General features: G+C 41.9%; 18 protein-coding genes. 4 read left to right on the forward strand and 14 right to left on the reverse strand.

Annotation, left to right across the window (positions count from 1 at the left end; translation table 11 throughout):
* The first annotated feature begins 1 nt into the window (after position 1).
* From cydX to cydC, 3 genes are read left to right on the forward strand one after another with little or no spacing between them, the layout of a single operon-like run.
* On the forward strand, positions 2–154 hold the full coding sequence (gene cydX, locus H5201_RS17535) for a cytochrome bd-I oxidase subunit CydX (RefSeq protein WP_064667585.1): 153 nt from the start codon (positions 2–4) through the stop codon (positions 152–154).
* The gene (gene cydD / locus H5201_RS17540) at positions 144–1,928 is read left to right on the forward strand and encodes a thiol reductant ABC exporter subunit CydD (RefSeq protein ID WP_182767942.1); all 1,785 of its coding nucleotides are present in this window, start codon (positions 144–146) and stop codon (positions 1,926–1,928) included. The genes cydX and cydD overlap by 11 nt, the downstream gene beginning before the upstream one ends.
* On the forward strand, positions 1,921–3,654 hold the full coding sequence (gene cydC / locus H5201_RS17545) for a thiol reductant ABC exporter subunit CydC (protein WP_182785136.1): 1,734 nt from the start codon (positions 1,921–1,923) through the stop codon (positions 3,652–3,654). The genes cydD and cydC overlap by 8 nt, the downstream gene beginning before the upstream one ends.
* Here the strand turns inward: cydC and H5201_RS17550 are convergent.
* The 14 genes from H5201_RS17550 to rpsB form a co-directional block, all read right to left on the reverse strand.
* Positions 3,651–4,034 (reverse strand): septal ring lytic transglycosylase RlpA family protein, encoded by a 384-nt coding sequence (locus tag H5201_RS17550; protein WP_310736578.1) that lies wholly within the window; start codon positions 4,032–4,034, stop codon positions 3,651–3,653. The genes cydC and H5201_RS17550 overlap by 4 nt on opposite strands.
* Positions 4,035–4,174: 140 nt before the next feature.
* Positions 4,175–4,945, reverse strand: a complete 771-nt coding sequence (lpxA, locus tag H5201_RS17555; protein ID WP_149982988.1) for an acyl-ACP--UDP-N-acetylglucosamine O-acyltransferase — start codon at positions 4,943–4,945, stop codon at positions 4,175–4,177.
* A gap of 2 nt (positions 4,946–4,947) precedes the next feature.
* Positions 4,948–5,400 carry a 3-hydroxyacyl-ACP dehydratase FabZ gene (fabZ, locus tag H5201_RS17560; protein ID WP_145240491.1) on the reverse strand — a complete coding sequence of 151 codons (453 nt, stop codon included), beginning with the start codon at positions 5,398–5,400 and terminating at the stop codon, positions 4,948–4,950.
* A gap of 13 nt (positions 5,401–5,413) precedes the next feature.
* Complete coding sequence (gene lpxD, locus H5201_RS17565; RefSeq protein ID WP_182740510.1) at positions 5,414–6,451, reverse strand: UDP-3-O-(3-hydroxymyristoyl)glucosamine N-acyltransferase; 1,038 nt, start codon at positions 6,449–6,451, stop codon at positions 5,414–5,416.
* A gap of 9 nt (positions 6,452–6,460) precedes the next feature.
* Positions 6,461–6,979 (reverse strand): OmpH family outer membrane protein, encoded by a 519-nt coding sequence (locus H5201_RS17570; RefSeq protein WP_149982990.1) that lies wholly within the window; start codon positions 6,977–6,979, stop codon positions 6,461–6,463.
* Between the two features lie 11 nt (positions 6,980–6,990).
* Entirely contained in the window at positions 6,991–9,462 is a 2,472-nt protein-coding gene (gene bamA, locus H5201_RS17575; protein ID WP_182785137.1) for an outer membrane protein assembly factor BamA, read from the reverse strand.
* Between the two features lie 104 nt (positions 9,463–9,566).
* Positions 9,567–10,919 (reverse strand): sigma E protease regulator RseP, encoded by a 1,353-nt coding sequence (gene rseP, locus H5201_RS17580; protein ID WP_182785138.1) that lies wholly within the window; start codon positions 10,917–10,919, stop codon positions 9,567–9,569.
* Between the two features lies 1 nt (position 10,920).
* Positions 10,921–12,126, reverse strand: a complete 1,206-nt coding sequence (ispC, locus tag H5201_RS17585) for a 1-deoxy-D-xylulose-5-phosphate reductoisomerase (protein ID WP_145240482.1) — start codon at positions 12,124–12,126, stop codon at positions 10,921–10,923.
* Positions 12,123–12,989, reverse strand: coding sequence for a phosphatidate cytidylyltransferase (locus H5201_RS17590; protein WP_145240480.1), 867 nt, complete (start codon positions 12,987–12,989; stop codon positions 12,123–12,125). Before H5201_RS17590 ends, ispC begins: the two co-directional genes overlap by 4 nt.
* Before the next feature lie 17 nt (positions 12,990–13,006).
* The gene (locus tag H5201_RS17595) at positions 13,007–13,786 is read right to left on the reverse strand and encodes an isoprenyl transferase (RefSeq protein ID WP_182785139.1); all 780 of its coding nucleotides are present in this window, start codon (positions 13,784–13,786) and stop codon (positions 13,007–13,009) included.
* A 58-nt stretch (positions 13,787–13,844) separates the two neighbouring features.
* Complete coding sequence (gene frr / locus H5201_RS17600; RefSeq protein WP_215909106.1) at positions 13,845–14,366, reverse strand: ribosome recycling factor; 522 nt, start codon at positions 14,364–14,366, stop codon at positions 13,845–13,847.
* 50 nt (positions 14,367–14,416) lie between these two features.
* Complete coding sequence (pyrH, locus tag H5201_RS17605) at positions 14,417–15,166, reverse strand: UMP kinase (RefSeq protein WP_145240474.1); 750 nt, start codon at positions 15,164–15,166, stop codon at positions 14,417–14,419.
* Between the two features lie 159 nt (positions 15,167–15,325).
* The gene (gene tsf, locus H5201_RS17610; protein ID WP_182718689.1) at positions 15,326–16,177 is read right to left on the reverse strand and encodes a translation elongation factor Ts; all 852 of its coding nucleotides are present in this window, start codon (positions 16,175–16,177) and stop codon (positions 15,326–15,328) included.
* 105 nt (positions 16,178–16,282) lie between these two features.
* Complete coding sequence (rpsB, locus tag H5201_RS17615) at positions 16,283–17,011, reverse strand: 30S ribosomal protein S2 (RefSeq protein ID WP_145240470.1); 729 nt, start codon at positions 17,009–17,011, stop codon at positions 16,283–16,285.
* A 271-nt stretch (positions 17,012–17,282) separates the two neighbouring features.
* On the opposite strand from rpsB, the gene map reads away from it, so the two are divergent.
* Positions 17,283–18,071, forward strand: a complete 789-nt coding sequence (map, locus tag H5201_RS17620; protein ID WP_182740508.1) for a type I methionyl aminopeptidase — start codon at positions 17,283–17,285, stop codon at positions 18,069–18,071.
* Positions 18,072–18,277: the final 206 nt, after the last annotated feature.

Genomic DNA, 18,277 nt, shown 5'->3' on the forward strand with positions numbered 1-18,277 from the left:
TATGTGGTATTTTGCTTGGATACTCGGTGTTTTATTAGCCTGTACGTTAGGTGTGATCAACGTTATGTGGTACGAATTTGGCCAGAACAAAGACAGTATCGCTGACGACGAACAAGAATTACACGATAGGCTTAATCGCCAAAATGACGACTAACCCCCGACCAAATCGCGCGCAGCAAACTACGCTGCGCGCGTTTTTAAAAACGCATTCCAATCACGCTGGCAGTCTTTTAAAAATCAGTATTGCGCTAGGAACATTTAACGCATTATTGATGATTGCCAGTGCTTATTTAGTGGCACGATCAATTCATTTAGTGATGTTTGAACACGCCAATTTAGCCACTATTACCCCTTTACTTTGGCCATTAGCAGCATTGATTTTAGGGCGCGGAATATTGCTTGGATTTTCGCAGCGCATAAGTGCCCAAGCCGCACTTAAAATTAAAACTGCTATGCGCCATACTTTACTCGAGAAACTCACCTTACTTGGGCCAAGTTATATTGAACAACAAGGTCATGGCGCGACTTTAAACACCCTACATAATGGTGTTGAAGCACTGCACGATTATTATGCTAATTATTTACCGAGCGTGGCTTACAGTGCGCTTATTCCTTTGGCTATCCTGATGGTGATTTTTCCTACCGATTGGAAAGCTGGGTTGATTTTTTTATTCACCGCCCCTCTAATTCCGTTTTTTATGATTTTGGTTGGCCACAAAGCAGAACAACTGAATCAACAACGTTGGCAACAACTAGCTGTGTTAGGTAATTACTTTTTTGACCGCTTACAAGGCTTAACCCAACTAAAGTTATTTAATGCGACTACGCGCGAACTAAAGCAAATTGCCAAAATTTCCGATGACTTTCGCCATGCGACTTTAAACGTATTAAAAATCGCATTTTTATCATCTTTCGCACTCGAGTTTTTAGCGACCATTAGTGTCGCGTTAGTAGCGGTGATAATCGGTTTTCGGTTGTTTTTTGGTACCTTAGATTTTTCGACCGGCTTTGTTGTACTGTTACTTGCCCCGGAGTTTTATTTACCGCTGCGCCAACTCGGCAGCCATTACCATGCCCGATTAGAAGGGATTAGTGCCGCCGCTGATATGCTAAAAATATTGAATGAGCCACTCCCTGCTAAGGATCTTGAGAACATACAACCAAATACTCAAAATAGCTTAAACTTACCAAGTATCGAACAACTCAATATTGATAATTTAAATTTTCATTACCCACAAAGTAATGAAGGCGTTAACAATATAAACCTAACATTTGCAGGCACAGGCCTGTATGCCATCGTTGGTCAAAGTGGTGCTGGTAAAAGCACCTTACTCGATTGTTTATTAGGGTTTCATCCTCAGGTGATCGGTGCTGTTACGGTAAATCAACAACAATTAGCCGCATCACACATTAAGCAATGGCAGCAACATATTGCCTGGATCCCACAACAACCTACTTTATTGTTTAACAGTATCAAAGCTAACTTACTATTGGCCAAACCGGATGCCACACTCACGCAGCTAGAAACTGCAGCAGAGCAAGCTGGTGCACTTGAGTTTATCAATCAATTACCAGAGGGCTTTGACACTCAAATTGGTGAACAAGGCGAAGGACTCTCAGGCGGGCAAAAGCAGCGGATCGCTTTAGCTCGGGCATTTTTAAAACAAGCGCCAATTTTGATCCTTGATGAGCCAACCGCACACCTCGATAGCCAAACTGAGCAACAGGTGCAAGCGGCTATCAATCATTATGCACAGCAACATCTCGTTGTGGTGATAGCCCATCGCTTAAATACCATTGCACAAGCTAAACAAGTTATTGTAATGAAAGATGGTGCTGTTATTGAGCAAGGTAGCTTTAAAACCCTCATCGATAACCAAGGCGCGCTGTTTGATTTAGTGCATGCAAGGAGTAAACAGCATGACTAATTTTTTACGTTTATTAAAACTGTGTAGACCGCACCTAGGTGCAATGCTGTTAGGGGCATTTTTAGCAACCTTAACAGGACTGGCAAACGTTGGCTTATTGGCTATTTCTGGTTGGTTTTTAGCCGCCATGGCTGCAGCTGGCTTGGCTGGCACGCAAATGAATTACTTCACACCAGCCGGCACAATTAGATTTTTGGCAATCGTAAGAACCGCCTCTCGTTACGGCGAGCGATTGGTAACCCACAACGCCACCTTTTTATTATTAAGTGAAATTCGTGTCTGTGTTTTTAACACGCTAAGCCAGCTAAGCAATGTTGATTTAGCCATGAGCCGCAGCGCCGATCTATTTAACCGCATGCAAAATGACGTTGAAGCGCTCGATAAATTTTACTTAAACGTATTATTACCGATGATTGTTGCGCTAATCAGCGTGCCAATTGTGGTTGCAATTATGGCAGCCTACAACAGTAATGTAGCGTTACTATGCTTTACTGCACTCTTAATAGTAGGCGTTGCCCTGCCGATCATACTGAGTAAACAACTTCAGCAAACTGCCGACCTCGAAACTCACTATTCGGCGACTTTACGTGCTGAATTATCAGATACCCTAAGTGGCTTACGAGAGTTGGCTATCTATCAAGCCACCGAGCAACAAATTGAGCAATGTCGGGCAGCCAGTGAACGCTATAATCGGCAACTATTTGTTCGCCATAGCGCCGAAGCACATAGTAATGGCATATCACTATTAATAGTACAACTGAGTATGCTCGGTGCCATTGTGATAATTGCACCGCTAGTTTACAGCGGAGCTATGGCCAATGTTGAACTGGCAATGCTTAGTTTATTTGTGCTTGCTAGTTTTGAAACGGTGCTAACGCTACCAAATGCGTTTATTCAATTGCCCGTAGCGCTAAGCGCTGCAAAGCGTATTTTTGATTTAGAAGATAAACTGCGCCCTGAAACTACAAGCGTTCAGGAGTCGTTATCAGTGCAACCTTTAGGGCTTGAATTTAAAGATCTTAGTTATTGTTACCACAGTGATACTTTTGCGCTTAACAACTTAAGTTTTGCGATTGAGCCACTGCAAAAAGTCGCGATTGTGGGGCAAAGCGGCAGTGGGAAAAGTACGCTGGTTAATTTACTCAGTGGTTTATGGCCACAGCAAAATGGTGAAATAAACCTGAACTCAGCAGACAAAACCATAGCAATTAACACGATCAGTCAACAAAATCGCTGCGAACTGATTAACATAGTCGCACAACAACATCATATTTTTGATGGCACCATTGCTGAAAACTTACGCTATGCGGCGCCCTCAGCAACTAAACAACAAATGCGCACAGCCTGTCAACAAGCACAGTTAGGTGATTGGCTTAGCGAGTTAAAACTAGGATTAGACACCCGCTTAGGCACAGGTGGCAGAAGTTTGTCGCGTGGGCAATCGCGGCGTTTAGCGTTAGCGCAAGCCTTACTCAGAGCACCGGCTATTTTAGTGCTTGATGAGCCAACCGAAGGCCTCGACAATCAATCGAAGCATCAAGTTATGGATGCGATATTAACCAGCATGGGGCACTGTACTGTGATCAGCATAACTCACGACCCTGCCTTACTTGCCAATATGGATAACGTAATTTGGTTAGAGCAAGGGCAAATAAAAGCGATTGCAACGCATCAGCAACTATTAGCAGAGCAACCTGAGTACGTGAACTTGATCACACGCTTTTAATCAATTACTTCAACGGTTACGTTAATAACGCCCGAGCTTGGCTCTGCGAGTTGCTCAAACGCATGCTTTGTTAAATCGATGATACGGCCGCGAATAAAAGGACCGCGATCATTCACTCTAACGACCACTGAACGGTTATTTGCTGTGTTTGTGACTTTAACTTTGCTGTTAAAAGGGAGCTGTTTGTGCGCCGCAGTCATGGCTTGTTGGTCAAACTTTTCACCACTAGCGGTCAGCCGACCATGGTATTTATCGGCATAAAAGCTAGCATTTCCCTGCTCACGAATACCTGTGCTTGTTGCAGAATAGTTTGTCTGCGAGCTACTACAGCCAGCTAAAATAGCCAGTGATAAGCTAATTAAAAGTGCTTTAATCAAAATTCAACGCTCCCTTAGAATGCATGAAGGTAGCAGGTATCAACTGAGCTGCAACTGAATTAAAGTAAATACAAAACAGTGAATACAAAAAAGCCACCAAGTTAACTTAATAACTGGTGGCTTTTATACACTGCATAAACGAATTAACGAATAATACCGCGTTCAGAATTTTTCACAAAATCAACCATTAACTGTACTGCTGGGTACTTAGCGGCATCATCAGCAAGCGCTGCAATTGCCTCTTCAACACCTAAACTCTTGCGGTATAGTGTTTTATAAGCACGACGTGTTGCCATTACTTCATCGCTTTCAAAGCCACGGCGCTTCATGCCTTCAGTATTAATTGCAACAGGACCTGCTGGCGTACCTATAGTTGTTACAAACGGCGGCACATCTTTGTTCACGCCAGAGTACATACCAACAAAGGCATGTGCCCCCACTTTACAAAACTGATGAATACCTGAATTGCCCGCTAAGATAACCCAGTCACCAATATGTACATGGCCTGCAACAGATGCATTATTAGCAAAAATAACGTTATCGCCAATCACCGCATCATGGGCTACGTGAGTGTAAGCCATAAATAAGTTATTGCTGCCAATCTTAGTCACACCTTGGTCTTGAATTGTACCTCGGTGGATGGTAGCGCATTCACGAATAACATTGTTATCGCCAATGATAAGTGTGGTTGGCTCATTATTATATTTTTTGTCTTGGCAGGCTTCACCTACAGACGCAAATTGAAATATATGATTGCCTGAACCTATTGTTGACGGACCTTTGACCACAACATGAGATTCGATAATGCAATTGTCACCAATAACCACATCGTTGCCAATGTAGCTATACGGGCCAACCGATACATTATTACCTAACTTTGCACCTGGTTCGATTATCGCTGTAGGATGGATCACAATTAAAGCTCTCTTCTCGCACACATGATTTCGGCACTACATACTATTTTGCCATCAACTTTTGCTTCTGCTGCAAACTTCCAAATATTACGACGCTCTTTTAAAAATTGAACGTGTAAATGCATGGTGTCACCAGGCGTTACAGGTTGTTTAAAGCGCGCATTATCTATCGCTGCAAATAAATATAGTTCATTTTCACTGCGATTCTCGACAGTTTTAAACCCCAATAAACCGGTTGCCTGTGCCATGGCTTCTAAAATTAATACACCAGGAAAAATTGGCTGGTTAGGGAAATGGCCGGTAAAAATCGGTTCATTAAAAGTTACGTTCTTAATTGCATGTAATGATTCACCTGGGGTGTAATCAAGTACACGGTCAACTAGTAGCATCGGGTAACGATGCGGAAGTAAGCTTAAAATTTCTTGTATATCAAGGCTATTTAATTCGTTTGCCAAAATAGCATCCTTATTAATTATCAACGTTTAATGACTTAGTCAGAGTCTCTAGCGCTTTAAGGCGAACTTTCATCTCTGGCAAATTACGGAAATGGGCAATGTTTCGGCGCCACTCTTTATTTGAAGAGTGTGGAAGTCCTGAGGAATAAATACCAGGTTTCGTAATCGCTTTAGTCACCATGCTCATACCCGTAAGTATAACACCATCACAGATATCTATGTGACCATTTATGCCGACAAGCCCGGCAATCTGGCAATTTTTACCAATAGTTGTACTACCTGCTATCACGGTACAGCCAGCAATTGCTGTGCCTGAACCAATTTCAACATTATGGGCAATTTGACATTGGTTATCAATAATCACATTGCTGTGAATAATCGTGTCATCAATTGCACCACGGTCAACCGTAGCACCAGCGCCAATTTCAACCTTGTCACCTATAATAACGCGACCAAGCTGAGGAATTTTTATCCATTGGCCTTTATCATTTGCATAACCAAAGCCATCACTGCCGATTACGCTACTTGATTGAAATAAGCAATCACTACCAATTTCTACATCGTGATAAACACTGACATTTGCCCACAGTTTTGTGCCATTGCCAATTTTTGTGTTTTCACCAATAAAGCAATTAGCGCCTATTTGCGCGTTATCACCAATTACCGCTCCGGCTTCAATCACCGCATTAGCTGCAATAGCGGCTGTGCTTGCAACTGTAGCATCAGGATGGACCACCGCACTTGGGTGAATACCTGGTGACGCTGAGCGTGGCGTTGTATCGAGTAACTGGGCTAATTTCGCGTAGCAAACATAGGGGTTAACCACTATGAGCTTATTACCTTGATAATACTCTGCGTCTGCGGCAGATAGGATCACTGCCCCCGCCTTAGTATCACTAAGTTGTGAGCGATATTTCTTATTCGCTAAAAATGCAATATGCCCAGACTGGGCATTTGCAAGTGTAGCAATTTTTGAGATTTCCCAAGCGCCATCACCGTCAAGCGTGGCGCCTAGAAGTTCCGCAATCTGCGAAAGCGTATAATTATGCATATATCAGTTCTATTGCTTACTTACTTTATCAACAACTTTACTTGATAAATCAACGACCGTTTTAGGGTTAAAGTAGATAGTAGTATCTTTAACTTTAACTTCATCGTACTTACCATCTTTAGCAATATCTTCGATTGCTTTGATAATAATACCTTGAACTTTAGCTAGTTCTTGGTTTTGACGAGTTTTAATTTCTTGCTCTAAAGGACGACCTTTTTCAGCAAGATTTTTTTGCATGCCTTCCACTTTTTCACGCAACGCATCTTTTTGCGCTTGGCTCATTGTAGTGCTTTCACGCTTGAATTTTTCTGCTTCAAAGCGGATATCGCCCTGTAGCTTTTCAAGTTCTTGACGACGCTCAGCAAATTCAGCTTGCAGTGTTTGCTCAACTTTTGCCATTTGTGGGATTTGCTTATAGATTTCTTGCATATCTACAATACCAACTTTATGTGCAAAAGCACTTGCAGAAGTACCCATCATAAGTGTTGCTAAAATGGCAATTGCCGATGATTTAAATGATTTTTTCACAAAAAACTCCTTTAGAATGTATTACTAATGTTAAAGCTGATGGTCTTCGTATCGTCATCTTCTTCTTGTTGCAATGGATACGCAAAACTAATCAACATTGGACCCATTGGGGAGATCCACTGTAATGATAAACCGGTTGATACCCTAAAGCGCAGCGGATCTGAATAATCCTCAAGCTTAGCGCGTTCGTCCGGACCTAAATTTTTATAACGGTCAACGTTAAATTCAGTGTCCCATACGTTTGCAGCATCAACAAAGAAACTAGTACGTACAGAACTGGTATTATCTTCATCCAAAAATGGGGTTGGCACAATTAACTCCATGCCTGCAACCGCTTTGGCATTACCACCGATACGTCCTCGCTGTGTTAACACATCAAACTCTGGCGAGCCGCCTATATTGCCTGTTAGACTACCATCTGGCAATGAATTGCCTGGAATTACTTGTGGTGTACGCGATATTGCACGCGGCAAAATAGTATTACGGTCAAAACCACGTAATTCCATTTCGGTTATACGGAAATACTCTTGGAATGGTAATGTTTGATCGTAACCATTGGTTGTGCCATAACCGTTACCATAGCCAAATGCAGCACGGGTTGAGAATACCCAACGGTGGTTATTAGTAAGTGGCCAATAAAAACGCGAGTCGTAATTTACCTTAAAGTAAGTTAAATCAGAGTTTGGCGTAGTACCGGTTAAGTTTAATGTTTGACGCGAACCTGCCGTTGGGAATAAACCACGGTTTACTGTCACACGAGACCAACCAACGCTGAGTTCGTATTTAGTAAAATCAAATCCTTCATCCGGGTTATTCGGATCTAAGAAGGTCTCACGCATAACACGAGTTTGCTCATATTCAGCAATCTCAGATAACTCTTCTTGGATCCAACGTACACCAAAGTTGATACGGTTTACCGCATCAATTGGGAAGCCTATATTTGTACCAATGCCGTAGCTTTTTGATTTGTAATCGATGAGGCTAAACTTACTTGCATCGTAATTACTGTAGAAAATACTACTGCCTTGCGACACACCATCTGGGGTGAAGTAAGGGTCGGTATACGATAAACTAACACGTTCTGAACCACGCGAAGTATTGATGTTAAAGCCAATCTGGTTACCCGTACCTAAGAAGTTAGATTCAGTCACACCGATATTAAATTGCAGACCTAAGTAAGAACCATAAGCAAGACCTGCGTTAAAGCTACCAGCTGATTGCTCTTTAACGGTAAAATCGACATCAACTTGGTCATCTATACCAGGGACTGGCACAACATTAAAATCAACACTTTCCATGTAAGGAAGACGTTGAATTTGTAGCTTTGAACGCTCAAGGTTCTGATTCGATAACCATGCGCCTTCCAGCTGGGTCATTTCACGACGTAATACTTCATCTGCGGTATTTTGGTTACCACCAACAATAATACGACGCACATAAACACGCTGACCAGGATTAACTGAGAGTGTTAACTGAACTTCTTTGGTTTCGTCATCAATTTCAGGAATGGTGCGAACTTCCGCATTCGCATAACCGAAACGCGCTAAATAACTTTTGATAAATTCTTCAGATGAGGTAACCACTGAGCCATTATAAAGTTCACCGGCACGCAGTGGAATAACACTTTTGATCAGTTCTTCACGGCCAAGTAGATCACCAATGAAGTCAAAGCCTTTCACTTTGTATTTAACGCCTTCGGTGATGTTAGCTGTTACATACACAGATTCACGTTCAGGACTTACTGATACTTGTGTTGAGTCAATATTAAAACGTAAGTAACCACGGTCTAAATAATAACTACGAATTTTTTCAAGGTCGCCTTCAATGGTTTGTTTCTGGTAGCGATCGCTGCCCATAAACTGCCACCAAGGTAAATCTTGTTGTGACTCAGCAAGTGCTAACAAGTCTTCATCACTAAACAATTCGTTACCAACTAAGTTGATCTGACGGATAGATGCGGCATCACCTTCATCAAACTTAAGTTTTAGCTTAACGCGGTTACGCGGTAACTTAGTGATACTGACATCAATTTTAGCGTTGTATTTACCAATACTGTGGAAAAACTCTATTAAGCCTTTCTCGATGTTATCAACCACAGTTTTATCCAGTGGTTCACCTTGGCGAATATCTTGCTGATCAAGCGACTGATTAAGCTGCTCGTCTTTAATGTCTTTATTACCTTCAAACTCAATAACACTAATTGTTGGGCGCTCTGTTACTCTAAAAATAACATTATTGCCATCACGTAGTGCCTTGATATTGTCGAAGTGACCTGAGTTATACAAAGACTTAATCGTTTTTGAAATTGTATAGTCATCAACACTATCACCCACGTTAATAGGAATATGTGTTAATGCTGCTCCCAACGCTACGCGCTGCAAACCTTCAACTTTTAAATCGTCAACAATAAAGGAGTTTTGGCCTAGGGCTGCAAAGCTAGCACCTAATAAACTTGTTACTGCCAAATGTTTTTTTATAGCCATTTTATTATCTTTATCCTTTACAACGGTATTACCGCTCAACACCTTAAAATTATACTTTAGCGGTGTTTTACAATCGTGTTTTAATTCGAGACTGTCGCAATTGCTTACAATCGCGATACATCATTGAACAAAGCGAAACATGTAAGAAAAATGAGTAGCAAGGCACCCACTTTAAAACCAAATTCTTGTGTCTTTTCAGAGACCGGCTTTTTACGAAAAAGTTCAATTATGTAATACATTAAGTGCCCACCATCAAGCACTGGTAAGGGCAATAAATTAAATACGCCCAAGTTTACACTTATCAATGCTAAGAAGCCTAAAAACGCCACTAAGCCATAGCTTACGCTAGTTCCCGCCCCTACAGCAATACCAACTGGACCACTTAAATTCTTCACTGATACTTGACCAGTAATTAAGTTACCAATCATATCAAAACTTAGGCTGATCAAGCGCCATGTTTCAGTTACGCCCAGCACCATACTATCGAGTGGGCCATAATGTCTAGTTTCAATGTAACCATCTGGCCATTTTTCAACCACCGGTGCTACACCTAAAAAGCCTTGTAGCAAGCCATCACTATTACGTTGTCCTTTCGGGGTAACATTTAGCAGTTCTATACTATCTTGTCTTTTTACACTAAATTGTAATGATTTGTTAGCGGATTGCTGAATAACATTAACTAACTGCGTCCAACTGGTTATTGTTTCACCATTTACGGCGATAATTTCATCGCCTGCTTGTAAATTAGCGTCTGCTGCAGCAGAGTTTGGCGAAATTGTAGCAACGGTTAAAGTAGCCTGCGGACGAAACGGCACAATACCTAATGAAGCTAATGGTGGCACATCTTGTTGATCAAGTTTCCAACCATCAATATCAAGCATTTTAACCTGTTCTTGAAATTGCTCGTCACGCACGGTAACAGCAACACTTTTATCACCTAGGCTGGCCATTAATGCAAACGTAGCATCTTGCCAAGTCGCAATATTATCATCGCCAATTTTTACAATTTGTTGACTAGGCATAATACCGGCCTGCTCAGCGCGGCTACCCTCATTTACTGAGCCTACCACCGGCTTCACCGATTGAACCCCAACCATGTACATCGCAGCTAAAGCAAAGATAGCAAATATAAAGTTAGCCAGCGGCCCTGCTGCTACAATCGCGATACGCGCTTGTACTGACTTGGCATTAAATGATAAGTGACGTTGTTCAGCTGACACCTCATCAACACGTTCATCAAGCATTTTCACGTAGCCGCCTAAAGGAATTGCTGCAATGACATATTCAGTGTCGTGTTTATCGTGCCATTTTATTAGCGGTTTACCAAAGCCAATAGAAAACCTTAACACCTTCACACCCGCTTTGCGGGCAACCCAAAAATGGCCATATTCATGCACTGTTACTAAAATTCCCAGCGCTAGAATAAAAGAACCTAAATTCCACAGAAAATCGAACATATTAGCGTACTACCTTTGCAATGAGTTGCGTCGCTTGAAGTCGAGCTAAACGGTCACATTCAAGAATTTCATCGAGCGTGTGTACGTTTACATCAACCGTTGTGTCTAATGTTTGTGCATTAATGCGGTATATATCAGTAAAGCCTATCTGCCCTTGTAAAAATGCCTGCACAGCAATTTCATTGGCAGCATTAACTGTCGTTGTAGCACCTTGTCCAGCATTACACGCAGCAATAGCTAATTGTAAATTGGGATAGCGGGCAAAATCTGGTTTCGTAAAAGTAAAATCAGCAAGCTGTGAAAAATCCAGTGGTGTTACTCCAGCATCAATACGCTGTGGGTATGCTAAAGCATGAGCAATCGGTGTACGCATATCTGGATTCCCCATTTGCGCTAGCACCGAGCCATCTTGGTATTGCACCATTGAATGAATAATACTTTGCGGGTGAATGACCACTTCAATATCGTTTGCCTGGCAGTTAAATAGCCATTTAGCCTCAATAAACTCAAGGCCTTTATTCATCATAGTGGCTGAATCAACAGATATCTTTTGTCCCATCGACCAATTTGGATGCGCCACAGCTTGTGCCACAGTAACGTCTTTTAAAGAGGCAATATCACACGTTAAAAAAGGCCCACCAGAACCGGTAAGTAAAATTTTACTTACCCCATGTTCATGTAACTGTGCATTAGTTTTAGAGCCTTGCAGTGCACTTGGCAGGCACTGGAATATGGCATTATGTTCACTGTCAATCGGTAGTAAAGTGGCTTTATGTTGTTTTACTTTATCAATAAACAACTGACCTGACATGACTAAAGATTCTTTATTCGCCAGTAATACTTTTTTACCTGCTTCTACCGCACTGAGTGTAGGTATGAGCCCCGCTGCACCAACAATCGCCGACATTACCGCGTCAACGTCTGGGTGAGCGGCCAGTTCACTCATGGCGGCAATGCCACTGCGGATCACTGTTTTGCAGCCACTGCCCGATAAGTGTTGGCTTAACTTAGCTGCAGCGCTGTCATCTGCCATCACTGCAAAGCGTGGTTGATGAGCAATACACAATTGCGCCATCAATTCACTATTATTACCTGCCGCAAGTGCAAATACAGCAAACTGTTCTTGATTACGCGCAACAACATCTAAGGTACTTAAACCAATGGAACCTGTCGCGCCGAGAATGACGAGTTGTTGTCTACAACTCATAAACTAAGTGTCCATGCATAGCACAACACAAAAATGGGGGCTGCAGCAGTTAGGCTGTCAAGGCGATCTAAAATCCCCCCATGGCCAGGCAAACATGAGCCACTATCTTTAAGACCAGCTTCGCGTTTGAACATACTTTCGAGTAAGTCGCCAATAGCTGAGAATAACGCGATGAATACAGTCATAATCGCGTAAATTGGCCAAACAGACATATCTACATTGGTAAAATGACAAAACGCTAAAACAAAAATTACCGCAGCAACTAAGCCACCAGCTAAACCTTCAATGGTTTTATTAGGGCTCACTTTTGGCATTAACTTATGCTTGCCAAAGTTTTTACCCGTAAAGTATGCACCAATGTCAGCACTCCATACGATCCCCAGTACCACTAAAATAAGCATCGAACCAAAGTGCGTTGATTGCTCATAGTTAGCACTGCGCAGTGTATTAAGCGCAAGCCACAGCGGTACTAAGGTGAGAATACCAGCAATAGCGCGCATAACCACTCCTTCGTTCCATGCTTTAGCCATTGCTGGGTAGCGCCACACTAGGTAGGTGGCTACAATCCACCACGAAAATGACAGTGTGAATATATAATTTGCGTCTCCTACGAGCTGGCCGTCGACCCACAGTCCATCAATTGGCCAATGCCAATTAAGCAGTACCAGTAACAAGCCAATAAACGTCACAAACGAAAAACGTTTAACTTTATCGCATAACCCCATAAATGCCGACCATTCCCACGCGCCTAATAAAACAATCGCGCCAGCAATGTAACTAAACAATGTAAGAGGTGTATAAAAAACCAACACCAGTGCCAAAGGCGCTAGCACTAAAGAGGTTAAAATTCGTTGTTTTAGCAAAGTGTTACCCTTTTTAATTAGGTTTCAGCGAGTAATTGTTTTATTTGTTCGCCAGTACAACCAAACCGTCGCTCTCTGGCAACGTAACAAGCGATAGCATCAGCAAAAGCTGCTTCATTGAAGTCAGGCCAAAGCGTATCGGTAAAGTAAAGTTCAGCATAAGCAGCTTGCCACAATAAAAAGTTGCTTATGCGTAAATCGCCACCAGTACGGATCAACAAGTCAGGTTCAGCCTGATCTTGCATACTCATATGGGCGGCTAAATCGTGCTCTGTAATATCATCAGGGTTTAACTTCCCTGCAGCAATCAGCTTACCTAATTGCTTTGCAGCATTTGTTATATCCCATCGACCACCATAATTTGCCGCTACATTCAGTTGCAAACCAGTATTATTAGCCGTTAATTCATGTGCTGCATCAACCTTGCTGCGCAAAGTATCTGAAAAACGAGATAAGTCACCAATAATGGTTAACTTAACATTATTTTTGTGTAGCTTTTTAACTTCCTTACTCAGCACAAACAAAAACAGCTCCATCAAGGTACTGACTTCATCTTCGGGGCGATGCCAGTTTTCACTACTAAAAGCGAATAGAGTCAATGACTCTACTCCTAATTTAGTACAAAACTGCACAGACTGACGAACCGCATCCACGCCTTTTTTATGACCGTACACACGTGGCCTATTCTTGGCTTGTGCCCAACGACCATTGCCATCCATGATTATAGCGACATGCTTGGGTAAACATTGCTGGGAAATTTTATCAGCGTTAAGAACCATAAATATCGAGTATTCCATAAAAAAACGCCGCCTAGTATACCCCAGACGGCGTTTCAAAACTAATAAATTTACTAGCTTAGATTTCCATCAACTCGGCTTCTTTCGCCGCTAATTGAGTGTCCATCTCTTTAATGAATTTGTCCGTAAGCTTTTGAATTGCATCATCAGATTGACGCGCTTCATCTTCAGAAATATCTTTATCTTTCAATAAGTTTTTAACGTCACCGTTAGCATCACGACGAATATTACGGATTGCAACACGGCCGCTTTCAACTTCACCACGAACGATTTTAATTAAGTTTTTACGACGTTCCTCAGTTAGCGGAGGAAGTGGTACACGGATCACAGAACCTGCTGACATTGGGTTTAAACCTAAGTCAGATGCCATGATTGCTTTCTCTACCGCTTGTGCAAGCGATTTATCAAATACACTTAACGCAAGTGTACGTGAATCTTCAATTGTTACATTGGCAACTTGGTTCAATGGCGTTGGTGCGCCGTAGTATGGCACCATAATGCCATCTAATATTGCCGGATGAGCACGGCCAGTACGGATTTTAGATAGTTGACTGCTAAGTGCCGTTACACTTTTCTGCATACGTTCTGCAGCATCTTTTTGAATATCGTTTATCACGGTTCAATCCTAATCTAGTTAATAACTTCATCTGAGGCTTGTGAAGAGATAAGAGTGCCTTCTTCTTCGCCCATAATTACACGCTTTAATGCGCCTGATTTATTCATATTAAATACGCTCAACGGCATCTTGTGATCACGCGCAAGGGTGAATGCCGCAAGATCCATTACTTTTAATTCTTTTTCAATGATTTCATTGTAGCTCAAGTGACGGTAAAGTGTCGCCTCTGGATTTTTTACCGGATCATCACTGTAAACACCATCAACCTTGGTGGCTTTAATCACGGTATCGGCTTCAATTTCAATACCACGTAAACACGCGGCCGAATCCGTTGTAAAGAATGGGTTACCAGTACCGGCTGCAAAAATAACTACACGGCCCGTTTTTAATAAGCTAATTGCCTCAGCCCAGTTGTATGCATCACACACACCGTTAAGTGGGATAGCTGACATTAAACGACAATTTACAAATGCACGGTGCAACGCATCACGCATTGCAAGGCCATTCATGACAGTTGCTAGCATCCCCATATGATCGCCAACTACGCGATTCATACCTGCTTCAGCAAGTGAGCCGCCACGTAAAAAGTTACCGCCACCGATAACTAAACCCACTTCTACGTCGAGTTCTACAAGCTCTTTGATTTCTTGCGCCATACGGTCTAATACTTTTGGGTCGATGCCGAAGCCTTCGTCTCCCATCAGTGCTTCACCGCTTAATTTGAGAAGAACGCGTCTAAAAATAGGTTTACGATTGATTGTCATAGTATTTGGGCCAACTTTATAAAAAAAGGATAAAAAATAACCGCGCTTATGATTTTCACATAAAGAGCGCGGTTATTTTAAAGAATTTTCAGCGATGACGCAAAAGCAAATAACAGAATAATTTCATCTAACTCACTTTTTCGTCAAAGGAAATCGATTTTATTGACCTTTAGCAGCAGCAATCTGTGCAGCAACTTCAGCAGCAAAATCTTCAGTTTTCTTCTCGATACCTTCACCAACTTCTACACGTACGAAGCCAGTAACTGTTGCGTTTTTCTCTTTAAGAATTTCGCCAACAGATTTTTTAGGTTCCATGATGAAAGCTTGTCCAGTAAGAGAAACCTCACCAGTGAATTTTTTCATGCGACCAACAACCATCTTCTCAGCGATTTCAGCAGGCTTGCCTTCGTTCATCGCGATTTCGATTTGTACTTGCTTTTCTTTTTCAACAACGTCAGCAGGTACATCTTCAGGTGTTAGGTACTCTGGGTTTGAAGCAGCAACGTGCATTGCGATGTGCTTAAGTGTTTCTTCATCAGCAACACCTGCAACAACAACACCAATACGCTCACCGTGACGGTACTCAACTAGCGTTTCGCCAGCGATGTACTGTAGACGACGTACATTGATGTTTTCACCAATTTTAGTAACTAGTTCAACACGATCTTCTTCGAACTTAGCTTGTAAGTCTTCGATAGAAATCGTTTCTGCAATAGCAGCATCAGCAACTTTATTAGCAAATGCTAAGAAACTTACGTCTTTTGCTACGAAGTCAGTTTGACAGTTAACTTCAACTAGTACTGCAACACCTGCGTTTTGCTTGATGATGATAGTACCTTCAGCAGCAATGTTACCTGCTTTTTTAGCAGCTTTTGCAGCGCCACTTTTACGCATATTTTCAATCGCTAACTCGATGTCGCCATCAGTTTCAGTTAACGCTTTTTTACAATCCATCATGCCAGCGCCGGTACGCTCGCGTAATTCTTTAACTAGGGCAGTAGTTACAGCCATTAGTAAATCCTCAAATCTGAATTCAGGTTTAGATAAGCGGGTTACCCGCTCTACAAGAATAGCAAGTCTTCATCTAAAATTAGATGAAGACTTGATGACAGCTAATTACTCAGCTTCTACGAAGTCGTCTTTCTCAGCTTGAGCAACGATATTGCTCTCACGACCTTCAGTGATTGCTGCTGCAACTGCGCCTGTGTAAAGGTTGATTGCACGGATAGCATCATCATTACCAGGTACGATGAAATCAACACCGTCTGGGTTAGAGTTAGTATCAACGATCGCAACAACTGGAATACCTAGGTTGTTAGCTTCACGGATAGCGATGTGCTCGTGGTCTGCATCGATAACGAAAAGTGCGTCAGGAAGACCACCCATGTTTTTGATACCGCCAAGGCTCTTTTCAAGCTTTTCCATTTCGCGGTTAAGCATTAACGTTTCTTTCTTAGTTAACTTCTCGAAAGTACCGTCTTGGCTTTGGATCTCAAGGTCTTTAAGACGCTTGATTGATTGACGAACTGTTTTCCAGTTAGTCAACATACCACCTAACCAACGGTGATTTACGTAATACTGATCACTAGCGATAGCGGCTTCTTTAACCGACTCGCTTGCTGCGCGCTTAGTACCAACGAAAAGAACTTTACCTTTGTTTGACGCAGCACCAGTTAAAAACTTAAGTGCGTTGTTGAACATTGGAACAGTTTGCTCAAGGTTGATGATATGAACACGGTTACGTGCGCCGAAGATGAAAGGCTTCATCTTAGGATTCCAGTAACGTGCTTGGTGACCGAAGTGAACACCAGCTTGAAGCATGTCGCGCATTGAAACGTTTGCCATTTTGTATTTCCTCTGTTTAGTTTAGGGTTAGGCCTCCACATACCCCATAGCACCAACACCGCAGTTAAATGAAACTGAAATGCACCCAAGTGTATGTGACGATACGTGTGTGTGTTAAAATAAAATTGTGTTTGCCTTAAATACAAAAAATCATTTAAGAATTTATTTGTAAAAAGACGGCGCGCTTTATACCATATTAAAAACAAATATTCAACGTCGCGTGCAAAATTTGTGCGACGATAAATGTGTAAAACTCGACAATGGAGCCTCCATGAGTGCTGTGATCAAGACCCCTGAAGAAATAGAGAAAATGCGTGTAGCCGGGCGCTTAGCGGCAGATGTCCTGGAAATGATAGAGTCACATGTAGTTCCCGGTGTAACCACTGATGAACTAAATACAATTTGTCATAATTATATTGTCGATGTGCAAAAGGCAATTCCTGCCCCACTAAATTACCATGGTTTTCCTAAATCAATTTGCACCTCAGTAAACCATGTAATTTGCCATGGTATTCCTAACGACAAAGCATTAAAAGATGGCGACAGTGTCAATATCGATATCACGGTTATCAAAGATGGCTACCACGGCGACACATCAAAAATGTTTCATGTTGGCACACCAAACATCCAAGGCAAGCGTCTTGCTGAAGTAACGCAAGAAAGCCTTTATTTAGCAATAAAAATGGTTAAACCAGGCGTGCGTTTAGGTGATATCGGCGAAGCGATTCAAAAATATGCAGAGAGCTTTAACTACTCAATTGTTCGTGAATATTGCGGCCATGGTATTGGTGCAGAGTTTCATGAAGAACCACAAATAATGCATTATGGCCGCGCTGGTACTGGCGAAGCCCTAAAAGCAGGTATGTGTTTGACTATTGAGCCAATGGTTAACGCGGGTAAACGCCAGTGTAAACTACTAAAAGATGACTGGACTGTGGTTACTAAAGACCGTAGCTTGTCTGCGCAGTGGGAACACACCTTATTAGTAACTGAAAATGGTGTTGAAATTTTAACGCTTAGATCAGATGATACGATTGACCGTGTTCATAAGCACTTATAAAATAACTAAAAATAAGCATATAAAAAATACCAGCTCAAGTTGAGCTGGTATTTTTTATATAAACAAAACTATTTATTCAACATTATTTATGGCATAACTTACTCGAAAATAGTTTTATCAACGCAGACCACAACCAAGCATTTAAGGTTAATATTATAACTGCTACAATAGACATGGGAGCTCCCTCACCATATTTTGGTTGGTAA

It is taken from the genome of Pseudoalteromonas sp. SG43-6 (assembly GCF_014164365.1).
Taxonomy (GTDB): Bacteria; Pseudomonadota; Gammaproteobacteria; order Enterobacterales; family Alteromonadaceae; genus Pseudoalteromonas; species Pseudoalteromonas rhizosphaerae.

What these genes read in the sequence shown, in the direction of transcription:
- cydX (WP_064667585.1), top strand. Translation starts at nt 2, where the DNA reads ATGTGGTATTTTGCTTGGATACTCGGTGTTTTATTAGCCTGTACGTTA.
- cydD (WP_182767942.1), top strand. Translation starts at nt 144, where the DNA reads ATGACGACTAACCCCCGACCAAATCGCGCGCAGCAAACTACGCTGCGC.
- cydC (WP_182785136.1), top strand. Translation starts at nt 1,921, where the DNA reads ATGACTAATTTTTTACGTTTATTAAAACTGTGTAGACCGCACCTAGGT.
- lpxD (WP_182740510.1), bottom strand. Translation starts at nt 6,451, where the DNA reads ATGCATAATTATACGCTTTCGCAGATTGCGGAACTTCTAGGCGCCACG.
- bamA (WP_182785137.1), bottom strand. Translation starts at nt 9,462, where the DNA reads ATGGCTATAAAAAAACATTTGGCAGTAACAAGTTTATTAGGTGCTAGC.
- rseP (WP_182785138.1), bottom strand. Translation starts at nt 10,919, where the DNA reads ATGTTCGATTTTCTGTGGAATTTAGGTTCTTTTATTCTAGCGCTGGGA.
- ispC (WP_145240482.1), bottom strand. Translation starts at nt 12,126, where the DNA reads ATGAGTTGTAGACAACAACTCGTCATTCTCGGCGCGACAGGTTCCATT.
- H5201_RS17595 (WP_182785139.1), bottom strand. Translation starts at nt 13,786, where the DNA reads ATGGAATACTCGATATTTATGGTTCTTAACGCTGATAAAATTTCCCAG.
- frr (WP_215909106.1), bottom strand. Translation starts at nt 14,366, where the DNA reads ATGCAGAAAAGTGTAACGGCACTTAGCAGTCAACTATCTAAAATCCGT.
- pyrH (WP_145240474.1), bottom strand. Translation starts at nt 15,166, where the DNA reads ATGACAATCAATCGTAAACCTATTTTTAGACGCGTTCTTCTCAAATTA.
- tsf (WP_182718689.1), bottom strand. Translation starts at nt 16,177, where the DNA reads ATGGCTGTAACTACTGCCCTAGTTAAAGAATTACGCGAGCGTACCGGC.
- rpsB (WP_145240470.1), bottom strand. Translation starts at nt 17,011, where the DNA reads ATGGCAAACGTTTCAATGCGCGACATGCTTCAAGCTGGTGTTCACTTC.
- map (WP_182740508.1), top strand. Translation starts at nt 17,283, where the DNA reads ATGAGTGCTGTGATCAAGACCCCTGAAGAAATAGAGAAAATGCGTGTA.